Genomic DNA, 16,449 nt, shown 5'->3' on the forward strand with positions numbered 1-16,449 from the left:
ACGCGCCAGCGTTATCCGCCGACGTGGTATCGGCGGATAACCCGTTCCGGGTTATGCGCCCTACGTTCTGTTCCAGTCGCTTCTGCGAAAGAAAGACCCTTCATCGCACCGCACCGCTTTGGCTCTTGAGGTCTTCCAGAGAAATATCCGAGCGCTCCGGAGGCCTCCTGAACGAGGCATTCGGCGCATGCGGATGTCTCTCTGGAAACCTTCAAAATCCAGAGCCAAAGCCGGGGTGAGGGCGCGCTTTTGTAGGAACGGGCCACGCCCGCGATCCGTCGGCAGGGCCGGCGCATCCGGAAACGATCACTCCGTCTCCCGCCCCAGATGCTCCTTGCGCCACGCCGCCGGCGAAACCCCGAACTGCACCGCGAACCAGCGGGTGAAGGAGCTGGGCATCGAATACCCCAGCAGGTCGGCAATCCGCCCTAGCGAATAACGCGGGTTCTCCATGTAACGCAGCACCAGCTCGCGGCGGACCTCGTTGATCAGGTCGGAGAAGGTTACGCCGTTGTCCTCCAGCCGCCGTTGCAGCGTACGCACGTTCAGCCCCAGTGACTGGGCGATCTGTTCGATGGTCGCGCGGCCCATGGGCAGCAGCAGGTAGATGGACTTGCGCACCTCGTTCAGCGTGCTGCCGTCGGTGGCGCCGGGCAGCGAATCGACGAAGCTGCGCGCATGCCGCGCCATGGCAGGGTCGGCCATGGGGTTGGCAGCGTCGAGGTCGGCGGCGGGGATGACGATGCCGTTGAACTCGCTGCCGAATTCGATCTTGCAGCCGAACACCCGGCGATGCACCTGCATGTCCGCCGGGGCGTCGTGGCTGAAGTTCACGCTGACCGGCCGCCAGTGCGGGCCGAGGAGGGCGGCGCAGAGACGGTAGAGGGTGCCCAGGGCCAGTTCCAGGCCCTGGCGCATGGGCATCGGCGGCACGGTCAGGAGCTCTTCGCGCAGGATCGCCAGCTTGCCTTCCTGGTCGATGTACAGGGCCAGGGATTCGTTGAGCAGGTGGCGGTAGCGAATGATGGTGTCGATGGCCTCGCGCAGCGTCGCCTGGTGCGACAGCAGCAGGCTGATCACGCCGAAGTCGGCGAGCTGGCGCGATTCGGCCATGCGCAGGCCGAAGGTCTCGCAGCCGCTGATGCGCGCTGATTCCTCCAGCAGGGTCACCGCCGTGGCAACGGGGATGCGTTGCTCCGGGTGCTCGAGCATGGACTGGGACAGGCCCACCGCGCTCAGCTGCTGATGCGGGTTGAGGCCCAGGTGGCGGGCCACTTCCAGGTAGTTGGTGAGGGCCGCAATGCGAACCATTGGGGTCATGCCGATCGCCTTCTTGTTCTTGTGGTTGCTCCGTGCCGTCGGGGTCCGTGGACGTCCTTTGGCCAGAGTGCACGCTGGCTGGGTCGATGACGTCAGATTCTAGCGACAGCTGTAACCAATCGTGTACGAAAGTTCTCACTTCGGCCAGTGTCTGCGGCGCTCTGGAATGCACCGTACATCCTGGTGCGCCCGCCAGGCGTGGAGTCGGCGGGACAGCAGGCTGGCCGGGGCCTGTCATCAAATGCGAAGTGCCTGACGCTCAATGCAAAGCACCTTCACCGGTGCACCTCTACTGTCTGTCCAACAAGTTCGAAATCACCCAAAGGTGAACCGGTGAGCAACAACAAGACTTCCACCACCGTCCTCATGGTCCCCGGCTTGCGCGACCACGTCGCCGAGCACTGGCAGACCCTGCTTGAGCAGCGCCTGCCCAATGTGCGCAGCGTACCGCCGCTGACCGAGAACAAGCTGGACCTGAATGCCCGCATCGAAGCCATCCAGCGCGAGCTGGAAAGCATCGACGGCGAGGTGATCCTGGTCGCCCACAGTGCCGGTGTACTGATGGTCGCTCACTGGGCAGCACGCTACAGCCGGCCGATCAAGGGCGCGCTGCTGGCTACCCCGCCGGATCTCGACGGCGACTGGCCGGCGCACTACCCCAAGCCGGCGGTCCTGGCCGAGATGGGCTGGTCGCCGCTGCCGCTGGAGCCGCTGCCGTTTCCCACGCTGGTGGCTTGCAGCGACAACGACCCGCTGGCAAGCCCCGAGGCAGTCCAGCGCATGGCTCGCCACTGGCGTGCCAGCCTCGTGGAACTGGGCCGTGTAGGCCACCTCAACCCCGCGTCGGGATTCGGCGACTGGCCAGAGGCCGAGGCGCTGATCCAGATGCTGGATAGCTGATTCACCCAGGCAACTCACTAAACCTAGCAACCCCCAGTTCCGGCGTTCGCGCCGGGGCAGGCCCCCGTGCGCCCTGGCGCACGGCCAAAGGGGCTGCGGGACGGGCCCGGAAAGCGTCCCGACCACAACAAGAAACGGAGCACACGAATGCATCATCAGAGCAACCCGAACCGCCCCCTGCAACGCTGCCTGCTGGCGACCGCAGTCCTCGCCGCGATGGCCGGCCAGCCGCTGCAGGCCTTCGAGCTGGACACCGGCAATCCGGATTTTTCGATCCGCTTCGACAACACCGTCAAGCTCAGCTACGGGCAGCGCGTCGAGTCGCCCAACAGCAAGATCGCCGGCACCGCCAACACCAACGACGGCGACCGCAACTTCTCCTCCGGCACCCCGGTGACCCAGCGTTTCGACCTGCTCAGCGAACTGGACTTCGTCTACCGCGACAGCATGGGCTTCCGCCTGTCCGCCGCCGGCTGGTACGACCACGCCTACGATGATGTCGGCTCCGACAACCCGTTCCCCGGCCAGAAGGGCAACGCCGGCCACCTGGTCAGCCGCAACGGCACGGTGATCGCCCCGCGTGGCGCGCAGCCGGCCACCCACGGCCTGAGCAACTTCGCCGACCGCTACTACAACGGCCCGTCCGGTGAACTGCTTGATGCCTTCGTCTTCGCCAGCCACCAGGTCGGCGACGACATGCAGCTCAGCGGCAAGCTCGGTCGCCACACCATCTACTGGGGCGAGACCCTGTTCAGCGCCGCCAACGGCATCAACTACGGCCAGTCGGCCCTGGACCTGGGCAAGCTGTACAACGTGCCCGGCACCGAGGCGAAAGAGCTGTTCATGCCGCGCAACCAGCTGTCCGCCTCGCTGACGGTCAACCCCGAGCTGACCCTGGCCGCGCAGTACTTCCTCGAGTTCGAGAACTCGCGCTTCCCCGAAGGCGGCACCTACATGGGCCCCTACGACATGCTCAACGACGGCGGCAACGTCTTCTGGCTGCCGCTGCCCGCGCTCAACGCCTTCTACGGCGCCCCGCGCGGCCATGACCGCGAGCCGGACAACACCGGCGACTTCGGCCTGATGGCCAAGTGGAGCCCGGAATGGCTCGACGGCACCCTGGGCTTCTACTACCGCAATACCTCCGACACCCTGCCGGCGGTACTGGTGAATGCGCCGAACCTGCACAAGCCCGGCCTCGCCGGTCTGCAGGGGATGAACTACGTCACCGCCTACGCCGACGACATCGACATCTACGGCATCAGCCTGTCCAAGGAAATCGGCGGCGTCAGCGTCGGCATGGACCTGAACTACCGCGAGAACATGCCGCTGGCGAGCAACTTCACTACGGTCAACTCCACACTCTATGCAGCCTCCAAGCGCGGCGCGGTCAACGGCGCCAACCTGATCGGCGAGATGCCCAGCGACGGCGACACCGGGCTTGCCCGCGGCAAGACTTTCCACGTCGTGCTCAACGGCCTGGTGACCTTCGGCGCCACCCCGCTGTGGGACGCCTCGTCGCTGGCCGTGGAAGGCACCCTGACGCACCTGATCGACGTCACCGAAGGCGAGCAGACCTTCAAGGGCGACTCCAGCTACCGCGGCGTCGACAAGGTCACCACCAACGCCTACGCCATGTCCGCCAACTTCACCCCGACCTGGTACCAGGCCTTCCCGGGCGTCGATCTGTCCATGCCGATGGCCTACAACGTCGGCCTGCACGGCAACTCGGCGGTGCAGCTGGGCGGCAACGAAGACGCCGGCAGCTACTCGGTCGGCGTGGCCGCGGACTTCCACCAGAAATACCGCCTGGACCTGAAATACGTCGACGCCTTCGGCCCCTTCGATACCTGCGAGAGCGGCCGCGACAACAACACCCCCGGCGCCAACGGCCAGTACCAGTGCATCCCCGGCCAGATCACTTCGCAAGGCGGCCTCGCGCCCCTGCTGAAGGACCGCGGCATGGTTACCGCTTCCCTGAAGGCCACCTTCTGATTTCACGTAAGGCCTCGACTTCGAGGCAGGAGAAAACCAGCATGAACTTCAAGCCCACCCTGATCGCCACCGCCCTCGGCCTGACCCTCTGCGGTCTGGCCCAGGCCGCCGTTTCCCCGCAGGACGCCGCCCAGCTGGGCAGCACCCTGACCCTGGTCGGCGCCGAGAAAGCCGCCAGCAGCGATGGCTCGATTCCCGCCTATGCCGGCGGCCTGACCAGCGCCCCGGCCAGCTTCAAGGCCGGCGACAGCATGCGTCCGGACCCGTTTGCCGGCGAGAAGCCGGTGCTGGTGATCGACGGCAAGAACGTTGACCAGTACAAGAACGAGCTGTCGGCTACCACCGTCGAACTGGCCAAGCGTTATCCGACCTTCCGCGTCGACGTCTACCCGACCCACCGCACCGCCGCACTGCCGGAAACCGTGCTGGAGAACAGCCGCAAAAACGCCGTCACCGCGCAGTCCCTGGAAGGCGGCACGGCTATCGACAACGCGCTGCCGGGCGTGCCGTTCCCGATTCCGAAGACCGGCGCCGAAGCGATGTGGAACTTCCTGCTGCGCTACCAGGGCGTGAACATCAAGGCCAAGTACGACTCCTGGAACGTCGATGCCTCCGGCAGCGCCAACCTCGCCACCACCGGCCAGGCCTTCATCAACTACCCGGTGTACGAAGACCTCACCCAGCCGGTGAAGGGCGCCGAGGTCTACTACCAGATGAAGCTGTACTACAGCGGCCCGGCCCGCCGCGCCGGCGAGGCGATGATGCTCAAGGACGCCGCCAACCCGCTGCAGCAGCCGCGCCGTGCCTGGCAGTACCTGCCCGGACAGCGCCGCGTGAAGCTGGCGCCGAACCTGGCCTACGACACCCCGAACCCCGGCATGGCCGGCGCCGGCACCTACGACGACGTGTTCGTCTTCAACGGCGCGCTGGACCGCTATGACTGGAAGCTGGTGGGCAAGCAGGAAATGGTCGTGCCCTACAACACCTACCGCCTGACCTACGTGAATGACATCAAGCCGGTGGTCACGCCCAACCATCTGTCGCCGGACTACGTGCGCTGGGAGAAACACCGCGTATGGGTCGTCGAAGGCACGCTGAAATCCGGCGCGCGGCACATCTACGCCAAGCGTCGCTTCTACCTCGACGAGGACAGCTGGGTGGCCCTGGCTTCCGACCAGTACGACGCCCGCGGCCAGCTCTATCGCGGCTCCTTCGCCTTCCTCAGCCAGAGCTACGACAAGCTCATTCCGGACGCCACCCCGTTCATGATCTACGACCTGACCGCCGGCTCCTACAACATCAACGGCGTGGTTGGCCCGTACGGCGGCATCAGCTACATCGACCCGCTGGCCAAGACCCAGTGGTCCCCCGAGGCGCTGGCCGGTAGCGGCATTCGCTGACCCGGGACGCGGCGGTCCGGCTTGAGGCAAGGCGGGGCCGTCGCGGTTCTTGCAGCGAGATCTGCAAGAAGAGAGATGAAGAGAGTTGTGAGGAAAGCACCATGCAGATCCCCTTCAAGCGCCTGATGTTCCTGGGCGCCTTGCTTCTGGCGGGCGGCGCTCAAGCCGGCGAGACGGTCGCAGAGTTCGTCGATGTACTCGACCAGCCGGCGCCCCACAGTGCCGTTCCCTGCCGCGCGCCGCTGCTGGCCGTCACCCGCGTCGACAAGCGCCTGGTGAGCGTCGGCCAGCGCGGCCACATTCTCTATTCCGACGACGGCGGCACCAGCTGGCTGCAGTCCGAGGTGCCGGTCAGCTCCGACCTCACCGCCGTGCGCTTCCCAACGCCGCAGGACGGCTGGGCGGTGGGCCACGACGGCGTGGTGCTGCACAGCGCCGATGGCGGCAAGCACTGGGAGCGCCAGCTCGATGGCCGGCAGATCGGCCAGCTGATGCTCGACTACTACGCCGCTCACCCGCAGCCGGACAACGCCACCTGGCTGGACCAGGCGCGCCGGTACCAGGAGGAGGGCGCCGACAAGCCGTTCCTCGACCTGTGGTTCCGCGACGCGAAGGAAGGCTTCGTGGTCGGCGCCTTCAACCTGATCCTGCACACCAGTGACGGCGGGCGTACCTGGGAGCCCTGGAACCACCGCATCGACAACCCGCAGGCACTGCACCTGACCGCCATGGCGGCCAGCGGCGATGACCTGTTCGTCGTCGGCGAGCAGGGCCTGCTGTTGCGCCTTTCCCATCAACAGGAGGGCCAACAGCAGCGCTTCGTCGCCCTGCAGTCGCCCTACGCCGGCAGCTTCTTCGGCGTTGTCGCACGCCCCGGCCTGGTGTTCGCCTACGGCCTGCGCGGCCACGCGATCCGCAGCCTCGACGGCGGCGAAAGCTGGAAAGCCGTGGACACCGGCCTGCCGGTCAGCCTGACCGCCGCCAGCTTCGACGCCAACGGCCGGCTGTACCTGTTCAGCCAGGCCGGCCAGGGCCTGGTCAGCGATGACAGCGGCGCCAGCTTCAAGACCCTGGACCTGGCCGAGCGCCTGCCCGTCAGCGGCGCCGTGGCCGGCCCCGGCCGCCTGCTGCTGGTCGGCGCCCGCGGCGTACGCGAGAACGCGATGCCGGTGCGCTGAGCGCACCGGTGTTTCACCCGTTCAAGAACCATAAGAACAAGAGATAGAGAGACAGCCTCATGGTCGACCTGAAGCAAGGCGAGATGCCTGTAGTCCGCGAACTGCGGGACTTTGACACCCACAGCGGCAACCTGCTGGAGCGCCTGGTGTTCAACCACCGCGCGCTGTTCATCGCCCTGATCGCGCTGGTCACTGTGGTGCTGGGCTACATGGCCGTGACGCGTCTGGAGATGCGTCCGGCCTTCGAGAAGATGATCCCGCACAGCGATCCCTATATCCGCAACTACCTGGACAACCGCGCCGCATTGCGCGGCCTGGGCAACTCGGTGCGGGTGGTGGTGGAGAATCCCAACGGCGACATCTTCGACCCGGCCTATATCGACAGCCTGCGGCAGATCAGCGACCAGCTGTTCCTCAGCCACGGCGTCGACCGCGCCTGGATGAAATCGCTGTGGTCGCCGGCAGTGCGCTGGACCGAGGTCACCGAGGAAGGCTTCCAGGGCGGCCCGGTGATGCCCGACGGCTACGACGGCAAGCCCGAGGCCATCGGCCAGCTGCGCCAGAACATCGCCCGCGCCGGCATCGTCGGCAGCCTGGTGGGCAACGACTTCCGCTCCAGCATGCTGGTGGTGCCGCTGCTGGACCGCGACTCGGCCACCGGCAAGGGCATCGACTACCGTGAATTCTCCCGCGCCCTCGACGACCTGCGCCTGAAGTACGAGTACCTGGGCGACGCCCGCGCCTTCGCCGCCGGGGAGGAGGGCAAGGGCCCGGTGCGCCTGCACGTGATCGGCTTCGCCAAGCTGGTGGGCGACCTGATCGACGGCCTGGTGCGGGTGATGCTGTTCTTCGGCCTGGCGGTGGTCACCGCTTTCGTCATCATCTTCTTCTACACCCGCTGCCTGCGCAGCAGCCTGCTGGTGATCGGCTGCTCGCTGCTGGCGGTGGTCTGGCAGCTCGGGCTGGTGGCCTGGCTGGGCTACGCGCTGGACCCTTACTCGATCCTCGTGCCGTTCCTGATCTTCGCCATCGGCGTGTCCCACGCCACCCAGAAGATGAATGGCATCATGCAGGACATCGGCCGTGGCACCCACAAGCAGGTCGCCGCGCGAAACACCTTCCGCCGCCTGTTCCTGGCTGGCGTCACTGCGCTGCTATCGGATGCCGTGGGCTTCGCCGTGCTGATGCTGATCGACATCCCGGTGATCCAGGACCTGGCCATCGCCGCCAGCATCGGCGTGGCGGTGCTGATCTTCACCTCGCTGCTGATGATGCCGGTGGCGCTGTCCTACGTCGGCGTCAGCCCGAAGGCCGCCGCCCGTGCCCTGCGCGAAGATCGCCAGGTGGACCAGCATGCCGGCCTGGGCAAGCTGTGGGACCTGCTGGACCGATTCACCGAGCGCCGCTGGGCCAGCGTCACCCTGATCATCGCCGCGCTGCTGGGTGCCGGCGGGCTGATGGTCAGCCAGCACCTGCAGATCGGCGATCTCGACGCCGGTGCTCCGGAGCTGCGCGCCGACTCGCGCTACAACCGTGACAACGCTTACATCACCAGCCACTACGCACTCTCCAGCGACCTCTTCGCGGTGATGGTGAAGACTGCGCCGGAAGGTTGCCTGAACTACCGCACGCTGATCCTCGCCGACCGCCTGGGCTGGGCCCTGCAACAGCACGAAGGCGTGCAGGCCACCACCTCGCTGGTCAACGCGGTCCGCCAGATCACCGCCGGCACCTACGAGGGCAACCCCAAGTTCGCCAGCCTGCAGCGCAACCAGGACGTGCTCAACTACGCCGCCCAGCAGGCTTCGGTGAACACGCCGGAGCTGTTCAATACCGAATGCTCGCTGATGCCGGTGATCGCCTTCCTCAAGGACCACAAGGCGCAGACTCTCGATGAAGTGGCCGGCATCGCCGAGAACTTCGCCCGCGCCAACAGCACGCCGGACCGCCAGTTCCTGCTGGCCGCCGGCAGCGCCGGGATCGAGGCGGCGACCAACCGCGTGGTGCGCGAGGCCAACCACCGCATGCTGTTCTACGTCTACGCGGCGGTGGGCATCTTCTGCCTGATCACCTTCCGCAGCTGGCGCGCGACCCTGGTGGCGCTGCTGCCGCTGGTGCTCACCTCGATCCTCTGCGAGGCGCTGATGGTGATGATGGGCATCGGCGTTAAGGTCGCCACGCTGCCGGTGATCGCCCTGGGCGTGGGGATCGGGGTGGACTACGCGTTGTATCTGCTCAGCGTGCAACTGCAGATGCAACGGGCCGGGTTGCCGCTGTCGGTGGCCTACCAGCAGGCCGTGGCCTTTACCGGCAAGGTGGTTGCGCTGGTCGGCGTGACCCTGGCGGCGGGCGTCATCACCTGGGCCTGGTCGCCGATCAAGTTCCAGGCCGACATGGGGATTCTGCTGACCTTCATGTTCCTGTGGAACATGCTCGGGGCGCTGATCCTGATTCCGGCGTTGTCACACTTCCTGCTGGGCGGGAAGAAGCTCTGAGCGTGCCCGCTGACGGACCCAACCTGTAGGAGCGGGCCCTGCCCGCGATCCGCCGGCAGGGCCGGCGGCTGCTCTGGCTCCGATATTGTGGGTTTGCTGCCTCGGTTTGGGCATTTCAGCGCCGCTTCGGCACGCGCGCCGGCTCCGTGTTTCGCCCCCTCGGGCGACCTTCTTTGGCAAACGCCCCAAAGAAGGCAAAGGTCTTGCCCCAATCATCCGGTTTTTCGCTTGGGGCGAAAAATACCCTCGTTGAAGCGAAGTTTCAGGGGCACGCGTTGACGGGCCATCCCTGGCCCGACAACGCTCTCGCGACATCCATGTCGCTCAACCCCTGAAACTCCGCTTCAACGAGGCCTCCTGAACGGGGCGTTCGGCGCGCGCGGATGTTTCTCTGGAAGTCTTTAAGAGCCAAAGCCAAAGCCAAAGCCAAAGCCAAAGCCAAAGCCAGGGCAGGAATGGAGTGGTTGTCGAGCCTTTCGTAGGACCGAGGGGGACGCCTAGTCCTTGCTCGCGAACCGCCCAACGCCGACGTTTGACTGTAGGAGCGGGCCATGCCCGCGATCCGCCGGCAGGGCCGGCGTTTCATGCCGTTCGGTACCTGAAGATAAACACCGCATCAACCTGTAGGAGCGCCCCATGGGCGCGATCGCGGGCATGGCCCGCTCCTACAGGGAGGCACCGTGCTCAATCCGTAGGTACAGACCTTGACCGCGAACTCATCCCAACTGAAGAGGCAACAGGCAAACCTCGTTTGTAGGATGGGTGGAGCGCAGCGATACCCATGCTGTTGCCGCGCGGAATCGATGGGTATCGCTGCGCTCCACGCCATCCTACGAGGTGTTCCTCCTGTCGCTTCTGTGAAAGGCAACACCCCATCAATCAAACGCCGGAATCGCCTCCAGCTCATGCAGCAGCCAGTCGGCGAATTCCCGTGCCAGGGCCTGGTTGCCGTGGGGCGGGATGATCAGGAAGTAGGGGTGGGGCGCCGGGAAATCGATGTCGAACAGGCGCACCAACCGTCCCTGATGCAGCTCCTCGCCAGCCAGTATGTGGTCGCTGATGGTCACGCCGCCGCCGGCCAGGGCGGCGCGGATGGTCAGGTAGGCGTCGGGTAGAAACACGTTCTGCCGCGCCTGCAGGCCGGGCACGCCAGCGGCGAGGAAGTAGCGGCTCCAGTCGAAGCCATCATCCTCGTGCAGCAGCACCTGGCGCGCCAGGTCGCGGGGTTTGCGCAGGTGTTCCTGGGTGTTGAGCAGGCGCGGGCTGCACACGGGGAAGTAGCGGATATCGCCCAGTGCGGCGAAGCGCTGGCCTTCGATGTGCGTCTCGCCGAAGGAAATCACCATGTCCACGTCGCCCAGGTCGCTGCTCATCGGCAGCAGGTGCAGGGCGACCTCCTGGTAATTGCGCAGGAATTTCTCCAGCAGCGACGACACCCGCGCCAATAGCGCCGGGGCGCAGGCGATGCGCAACTCGCCGGCGGGCTCTTCGGTGGGCAGGGCGCGGCGGATGTCGCGCAGCTGGTCGAAGGCGCTGCTGATCTGCTGGCTCAGCTGGCGCCCGGCCGGGGTCAGCTTGACGCCCTTGCCCTGGCGCTCCACCAGCGCCATGCCCAGTTCTTCCTCGAGCTTCTTCACCTGGTGGCTGACCGCCCCGTGGGTGACGTGCAGCTCCAGCGCCGCGCGGCTGATGCTGCCCTGGCGAACCAGCGCCTCGAAAGCGCGCAGGGCGATGAGCGAGGGCATGCGAAACGCACTGTTCTGACGCATGAAGGACCTTATTTGGTGAATTTGACTAACGATTCAGGTGGAAATCTATTGAATTGTCGTTAGTTAAATTTGCACAGAAGATGAGCCCAAGCCAACACCGATCAACAAGAAAAAACGGCTGGAGATCCGCCATGCAGCATTTCGTCGACTTGCTCGGCCTGGGCAAGCGCTACGGCAACCTGCAGGTCCTGAGCGACCTCAGCCTGAGCATCCGCCAGGGCGAATTCCTCACGCTGCTGGGGCCGTCTGGCTCCGGTAAAAGCACCACGCTGATGATGCTCGCCGGCTTCGTCGAACCCAGCGAAGGGCGTATCGAACAGGACGGCCGCGACATCACCCACCTGTCGCCGGACCAGCGCGAGTTCGGCGTGGTGTTCCAGGGCTACGCGCTGTTCCCGCACATGAGCGTGGCGCAGAACGTTGCCTACCCGCTGCGCATCCGCAAGGTGCCGGGCGCGGAGATCGAGCGCCGGGTCGCCGAGGTGCTGGAACGCGTCGGCCTGGCCGGCATGGGCGAGCGCGGCATCAGCCAGCTGTCCGGCGGCCAGCAACAGCGCGTGGCGCTGGCCCGCGCGCTGGTGTTCAAGCCGAAATTGCTGCTGCTCGACGAGCCGCTGTCTGCCCTCGATCGCCGCCTGCGCCAGGAGATGCAAGGCGAGCTGGCGCGTATGCACAAGGATTTCGGCACCACCTTCGTCTTCGTCACCCACGACCAGGAAGAAGCCCTGGCGCTGTCCGACCGCATCGCCGTGTTCAACAAGGGCCGCCTGGAACAGGTCGGCACCCCGCGCGAGGTCTACGAACGCCCGGCCAGCCGCTTCGTCGCCAACTTCCTCGGCGACACTAACCTGCTGGAGGTGGGCGTGGTGCGGCGCGAGGCCGAAGCCACGCTCTGCGATTTCCGGGGCCAGCACCTGCGTGTGGCCAATACGCCCAATGCCGGCCAGGGCGGCAAGAGCTGGCTGGCAGTGCGCCCGGAACACATCGACCTGCGCCCGCTGCAGGACGCCGGTCGCGACAACGGCCTCTGCGCCACCGCAGGCCCTGCGACCTACCAGGGCGCCCACGTCAATCTCGAACTGACCCTGGAGCAGGGCGATCGCCTCGACCTGCGCCTGCCGGTATCGCACCCGCTGCTGGGCAGCCTGCGCAGCGGCCAGCGCTACTGGTGCAGCTGGTCGCCGCAGCACTGCCACCTGTTGTCCGCCTGACAGACCCATAACGAAAACAAACGATCGGGGAGCAATCACATGAGCGACTCTATAAAAGCAGGCCAAGGCTTCATCGAAGACGCCATCGAAATCGCCGCCCAGAAGGGCGAGCGCGCCGGCATCAGCCGCCGCGATTTCAACCGCAGCCTGCTGCTGCTCGCCGCCGCCAGTGCGCTGCCGTTCGGCGCCGGGGGCCGGGCCTTCGCCGCGGGCGGTAGCCTGGTGCTGGCCAACTGGGGCGGTGATGCGGTGCCGGCCTTCGAGAAGAGCTTCGGCGGCTTCGACCAGGCTTCCGGGCTGGCCCTGAAAGTCGACGGCAGCGGCCCCACCGAGGGCGCGCTGAAGACCCAGGTAAGCAGCGGCGCGGTGCGCTGGGACGTGTGCGACGGCGAGATGTATTCGTCCTACCGGCTGGGCAAGGACAAGTTCCTCACCCCCATCGACTTCGGCATCGTCGACAAATCGCTGATCGGCTATGGCGACGTGCATGACTTCGGTCTCGCCAACTACACCTACAGCTACGTGATCGGTTACGACCACGAGCAGTTCGGCAAGAATCCGCCCAAGTCCTGGGCCGACTTCTGGGACGTGAAGAAGTACCCGGGCAAGCGCACCCTCTACAAGTGGATGAGCGCCAACCTCGAATGCGCGCTGCTGGCCGATGGCGTGCCGCCGGAACAGCTCTACCCGCTGGACGTGGACCGCGCCCTGCGCAAGATCGAAGAGCTGCTGCCGCACATCGCCACCCACTGGTCCACCGGCGCCGAATCGCAGCAACTGATCCGCGACGGCGAGGTGAGCATGGCGCAGATGTGGCACACCCGCGCTGAGCTGGTGAAGAACGACACCGCCGGCAAGATCGACTGGAGCTTCGACGGCGGCATCGTCTCGCCCTCGGTGTGGATGGTGCCCAAGGGCAATCCGGCCGGCGCCAAGGCGGCCATGGACTTCATCTCCTATGCCCTTCGTCCTGAAGTCCAGGCCAAACTCATGGAGGTCTACAACATGGGCCCGGTGAACCTCAAGGCCAACGACCTGCTCAGCGCCCAACTGCAGGCGATCAACCCCACCGCACCGGACAACCTGAAGAAGCAGGTGTCGCTGAACAACAAGTGGCATGCCGAACACTACGGCGAAACCCTGGAGCGCTACCTCGCGCTGATCGGTGGCTGAGATGGGACGTTTCGCACCGGGCGTGCTGCCGGTCTACGGCCTGCTGATCCTGCCCCTGCCTGCGCTCGTCGTGGTCGGCTACCTGCTGCCTACCCTCGGCGTGCTCGGCTGGAGCTTCAGCCTGCCGGAGTGGGGCACGCAGAACTACGCGGCCATCGCCGACAACGCCAACCTGCAGGCGGTGATCTGGCGCACCTTGCGCATCTGCCTGCTGACCACCGCGATCAGCGTCGCCATCGCCTACCTGATCGCCTACCGCTGGCGCTTCGCGACGCCGCGCGGCCGGCAGCTGATCGAGCTGTTCGTGCTGCTGCCGTTCTGGCTGTCGATGCTGATCCGCGCCTTCGCCTGGCTGGTGCTGCTGCGCAACGGTGGGCTGGTCAGCCAGGGCCTGATGGCCACCGGCTGGTTCGACGCGCCGCCGCCGCTTGTGCGCAACGAGCTGGGCGCGCTGATCGGCATGGTGCACTTCATGGTGCCGTACGCGGTGCTGCCGCTGCTGTCCTCGCTGAAACAGGTGGACGACAGCCTGCTTCGCGCCTCCAGCAGCCTGGGCGCCAGCCACTGGCAGACGCTCAAGGACATCTTCATCCCGCTGACCTTGCCGGGCGTGGTCGCCGCGTCCGCCATCGTCTTCGTGTTCAGCCTCGGCTGCTTCGTCACCCCGGCGCTGCTGGGCGGCGGCAAGGCCGCGATGCTCGCCGAGTACATCTACGTGCAGATGTTCCAGCTGTCCAACTGGGGCCTGGGCGCAGCGCTGAGCATCGTGCTGATGCTGCTGGTGGTGGGCTGCGCACTGCTGTTCGGACAACTCATCGGCTTCCGCCGTCTGCTTGGGAGGACTGAGCTGTGACCCCGCAGGGAACCTATCTCTCCGCCATGCCCAAGGGCGTGAAAAAGCCGCAACTGCCGCGCCCGCCGCTGGGGCGCTGGCTGTCCTGGACCGCGCTGGCGCTGTCCGCGCTGTTCCTGCTGCTGCCGATCCTGGTGATCGTGCCGCTGTCGTTCGGCAACCAGCGCTACCTGGCCTTCCCGGACGGCGGCTGGTCGCTGCGCCACTACGCGACGCTGTTCGACGGCGCGTGGCTGCTGTCGATCCTCCAGAGCCTCGGCCTGGCGCTGGTGGTCGGTGCGCTGTCCACCGCGCTGGCTTTCCTGTTCGCCACCGGCATCTGGCTGCAGCGGCGCTTCCGCACCGTGCTGACGCTGATCGTGCTGCTGCCGATGATCGTCCCGCAGGTGGTCTCGGCCATGTCGATCTACTACCTCGACGCGCGCCTGGGCATTCTCGACAACCTGCTGGGCGTCGGCTTCGGCCACCTGCTGATGGCGCTGCCGTATTCGGTGATCGCCATGCTGGTGGCCTACGCGCGGCTCGACCTGAGCCTGTACAAGGCCTCGCGCTCGCTCGGCGCCGGGCTCTGGCCGACGCTCTGGCACGTGCTGCTGCCCAACGTGCGCGGCGGCATCCTCGGCGGCTTCTTCATGGGCTTCGTGATGAGCTGGGAAGAAGTGGTGGTGACCTTGTTCACCAGCGGCCTGAACGTGGTGACGCTGCCCAAGCGCATCTGGGACGGCCTGCGCTACAACCTCGACCCGGCGATCGCCGCCGTGTCCACGCTGATGATCGTCCTCACCCTGGCGGTGATGCTGCTGCGCATGGTCCTGGAGCGACAGCGACCGACTTCCTGATCCACCCCGACTCACATCCGGTCGCCGCGCTGGCGACCCCAACCACTCTGTAGCAAAGCACCTGTCTGTCCCTTGCACCTTGTCCCTGAGGAGGGAATCCCCATGCTTACCGCTTTCCCCGCGCGCACCTACCGTCAACGCGTCGAAGCCGTCAAACGCCGCATGGCCGATCGTGGCCTGGATGCCCTGGTGGTCAACTACCCGGACAACATCAACTACCTGACCGGCTTCGACAGCCTGGGCTTCCTCTGGTACCAGGCGCTGATCATCTCGCCGAAGCTGGCCGAACCGGTGTTCCTCACCCGTACCAGCGAGGAGCCCTGCACCTGGGAGCTGTCGTGCATCAACGAGGCGATCTTCTATGACATCGCCAAGCAGGACCCGCTGAAGATCGTCGCCGACGTGCTCGCCCAGGCCGGCCTGTCCCAGGCGCGCATCGGCCTGGAAATGACCGCCTCGACCTTCTCCCCGGCGCAGTACAACGCGCTGCTGGGCTATATGCCCGAAGCCCGTTTCGAAGACGCCGGCCCGCTGGTCGCCGAAAATCGTCTGATCAAGACCGCCGAGGAAATCGAGTACCAGCGCAGCGCCGCGCGTATGGCTGACCAGGGCATGCTGGCCGCCTTCGAAGCGCTGCGTCCGGGTATCTCCGAAGTGGAAGTGGCCGGTATCGTCGCCAACGCCCTGGGCCGCGCCGGCAGCGAATACTCGGCGATCAGCCCGATGTGCGCCACTGGCCGCCGCAGCACCATGACCCACGCCATGCCGCACCGCCAGACCATCAGCCACGGCGACGTGGTGATCCTCGAGCATGCCGGCGTGTGCAACCGCTACCACGCGATCCTCATGCGCACCGCGGTGATCGGCAAACCCAGCCCGCGCGTGAAGGAAGTGGCGACCCTGCTCACCGAGGCCTTCAACGCCGCCATCGACATCGCCAAGCCCGGCACCCCGGTGGGCGAGGCCAACCGCGTGTGCAACCAGATCCTCGACCGCATCGACCTGTCGCGCACCCGCGTCCACCGCATCGGCTACAGCCTGGGCCTGGCCTACCCGCCGACCTGGCTGGAAGCGATGATGGTGGACGAGGCCGACGACCACGTGTTCCAGCCGAACATGTCGTTCTCCATCGAGCCCAACCTGTCCTTGTACAACGAAGGCTTCGGCATCAAGCTCGGCGACACCGTGCTGTGCGGCGAGAAGGGCTCGGCGAGCCTGTCCGAACTGCCGCCGGAGCTGACGATCATCGACTGATGGAGGTTCGCCTCCGGTCCATGTACTGCCGGGGGCGAATCCGTGTTGCGTGTCTGCGCCTG

At 66.2% G+C, this 16,449-nt stretch carries 12 protein-coding genes; 10 read left to right on the plus strand and 2 right to left on the minus strand.

Translation table 11 applies throughout. The features are described from left to right. Nucleotides 1-306: 306 nt before the first annotated feature. A complete protein-coding gene (locus ABKS89_RS13445; RefSeq protein WP_081516849.1) occupies nt 307-1,311 on the minus strand; it encodes an AraC family transcriptional regulator in 1,005 nt (334 codons plus the stop codon). 375 nt (nt 1,312-1,686) lie between these two features. Between ABKS89_RS13445 and ABKS89_RS13450 the strand changes: the two genes are divergently transcribed. The 5 genes from ABKS89_RS13450 (at nt 1,687) to ABKS89_RS13470 (ending at nt 9,288) form a co-directional block, all read left to right on the plus strand. Further along, a complete protein-coding gene (locus ABKS89_RS13450; RefSeq protein WP_225601687.1) occupies nt 1,687-2,220 on the plus strand; it encodes an RBBP9/YdeN family alpha/beta hydrolase in 534 nt (177 codons plus the stop codon). A gap of 147 nt (nt 2,221-2,367) precedes the next feature. Next, entirely contained in the window at nt 2,368-4,215 is a 1,848-nt protein-coding gene (locus ABKS89_RS13455; protein ID WP_138216486.1) for a DUF1302 domain-containing protein, read from the plus strand. Between the two features lie 41 nt (nt 4,216-4,256). Then, nucleotides 4,257-5,615 (plus strand): DUF1329 domain-containing protein, encoded by a 1,359-nt coding sequence (locus ABKS89_RS13460; protein WP_138216485.1) that lies wholly within the window; start codon nt 4,257-4,259, stop codon nt 5,613-5,615. Nucleotides 5,616-5,716: 101 nt separating this feature from the next. Next, entirely contained in the window at nt 5,717-6,793 is a 1,077-nt protein-coding gene (locus ABKS89_RS13465; RefSeq protein ID WP_138216484.1) for a WD40/YVTN/BNR-like repeat-containing protein, read from the plus strand. A gap of 59 nt (nt 6,794-6,852) precedes the next feature. Then, nucleotides 6,853-9,288 (plus strand): efflux RND transporter permease subunit, encoded by a 2,436-nt coding sequence (locus ABKS89_RS13470; protein ID WP_138216483.1) that lies wholly within the window; start codon nt 6,853-6,855, stop codon nt 9,286-9,288. A gap of 875 nt (nt 9,289-10,163) precedes the next feature. Here the strand turns inward: ABKS89_RS13470 and ABKS89_RS13475 are convergent. After that, nucleotides 10,164-11,033, minus strand: coding sequence for a LysR substrate-binding domain-containing protein (locus tag ABKS89_RS13475; protein ID WP_348589071.1), 870 nt, complete (start codon nt 11,031-11,033; stop codon nt 10,164-10,166). Nucleotides 11,034-11,188: 155 nt separating this feature from the next. Between ABKS89_RS13475 and ABKS89_RS13480 the strand changes: the two genes are divergently transcribed. From ABKS89_RS13480 to ABKS89_RS13500, 5 genes are all read left to right on the plus strand, one after another. Continuing rightward, entirely contained in the window at nt 11,189-12,268 is a 1,080-nt protein-coding gene (locus ABKS89_RS13480; RefSeq protein ID WP_192382947.1) for an ABC transporter ATP-binding protein, read from the plus strand. A gap of 39 nt (nt 12,269-12,307) precedes the next feature. Next, complete coding sequence (locus ABKS89_RS13485; protein ID WP_348589070.1) at nt 12,308-13,441, plus strand: ABC transporter substrate-binding protein; 1,134 nt, start codon at nt 12,308-12,310, stop codon at nt 13,439-13,441. A 1-nt stretch (nt 13,442) separates the two neighbouring features. Beyond that, complete coding sequence (locus ABKS89_RS13490; RefSeq protein ID WP_348589069.1) at nt 13,443-14,294, plus strand: ABC transporter permease; 852 nt, start codon at nt 13,443-13,445, stop codon at nt 14,292-14,294. Then, nucleotides 14,291-15,133: an ABC transporter permease gene (locus ABKS89_RS13495; protein WP_348589068.1), complete on the plus strand. Its 843-nt coding sequence runs from the start codon at nt 14,291-14,293 to the stop codon at nt 15,131-15,133. The genes ABKS89_RS13490 and ABKS89_RS13495 overlap by 4 nt, the downstream gene beginning before the upstream one ends. A gap of 102 nt (nt 15,134-15,235) precedes the next feature. After that, entirely contained in the window at nt 15,236-16,387 is a 1,152-nt protein-coding gene (locus ABKS89_RS13500) for a M24 family metallopeptidase (RefSeq protein WP_081516858.1), read from the plus strand. Nucleotides 16,388-16,449: the final 62 nt, after the last annotated feature.

Source organism: Pseudomonas sp. LABIM340, from assembly GCF_040017195.2.
Classification (GTDB): Bacteria; Pseudomonadota; Gammaproteobacteria; order Pseudomonadales; family Pseudomonadaceae; genus Pseudomonas.

Excerpts from the sequence above, each read along its gene's own strand:
- ABKS89_RS13445 (WP_081516849.1), bottom strand. The coding sequence starts at position 1,311 with ATGGTTCGCATTGCGGCCCTCACCAACTACCTGGAAGTGGCCCGCCAC.
- ABKS89_RS13450 (WP_225601687.1), top strand. The coding sequence starts at position 1,687 with ATGGTCCCCGGCTTGCGCGACCACGTCGCCGAGCACTGGCAGACCCTG.
- ABKS89_RS13455 (WP_138216486.1), top strand. The coding sequence starts at position 2,368 with ATGCATCATCAGAGCAACCCGAACCGCCCCCTGCAACGCTGCCTGCTG.
- ABKS89_RS13460 (WP_138216485.1), top strand. The coding sequence starts at position 4,257 with ATGAACTTCAAGCCCACCCTGATCGCCACCGCCCTCGGCCTGACCCTC.
- ABKS89_RS13465 (WP_138216484.1), top strand. The coding sequence starts at position 5,717 with ATGCAGATCCCCTTCAAGCGCCTGATGTTCCTGGGCGCCTTGCTTCTG.
- ABKS89_RS13470 (WP_138216483.1), top strand. The coding sequence starts at position 6,853 with ATGGTCGACCTGAAGCAAGGCGAGATGCCTGTAGTCCGCGAACTGCGG.
- ABKS89_RS13475 (WP_348589071.1), bottom strand. The coding sequence starts at position 11,033 with ATGCCCTCGCTCATCGCCCTGCGCGCTTTCGAGGCGCTGGTTCGCCAG.
- ABKS89_RS13480 (WP_192382947.1), top strand. The coding sequence starts at position 11,189 with ATGCAGCATTTCGTCGACTTGCTCGGCCTGGGCAAGCGCTACGGCAAC.
- ABKS89_RS13485 (WP_348589070.1), top strand. The coding sequence starts at position 12,308 with ATGAGCGACTCTATAAAAGCAGGCCAAGGCTTCATCGAAGACGCCATC.
- ABKS89_RS13490 (WP_348589069.1), top strand. The coding sequence starts at position 13,443 with ATGGGACGTTTCGCACCGGGCGTGCTGCCGGTCTACGGCCTGCTGATC.
- ABKS89_RS13500 (WP_081516858.1), top strand. The coding sequence starts at position 15,236 with ATGCTTACCGCTTTCCCCGCGCGCACCTACCGTCAACGCGTCGAAGCC.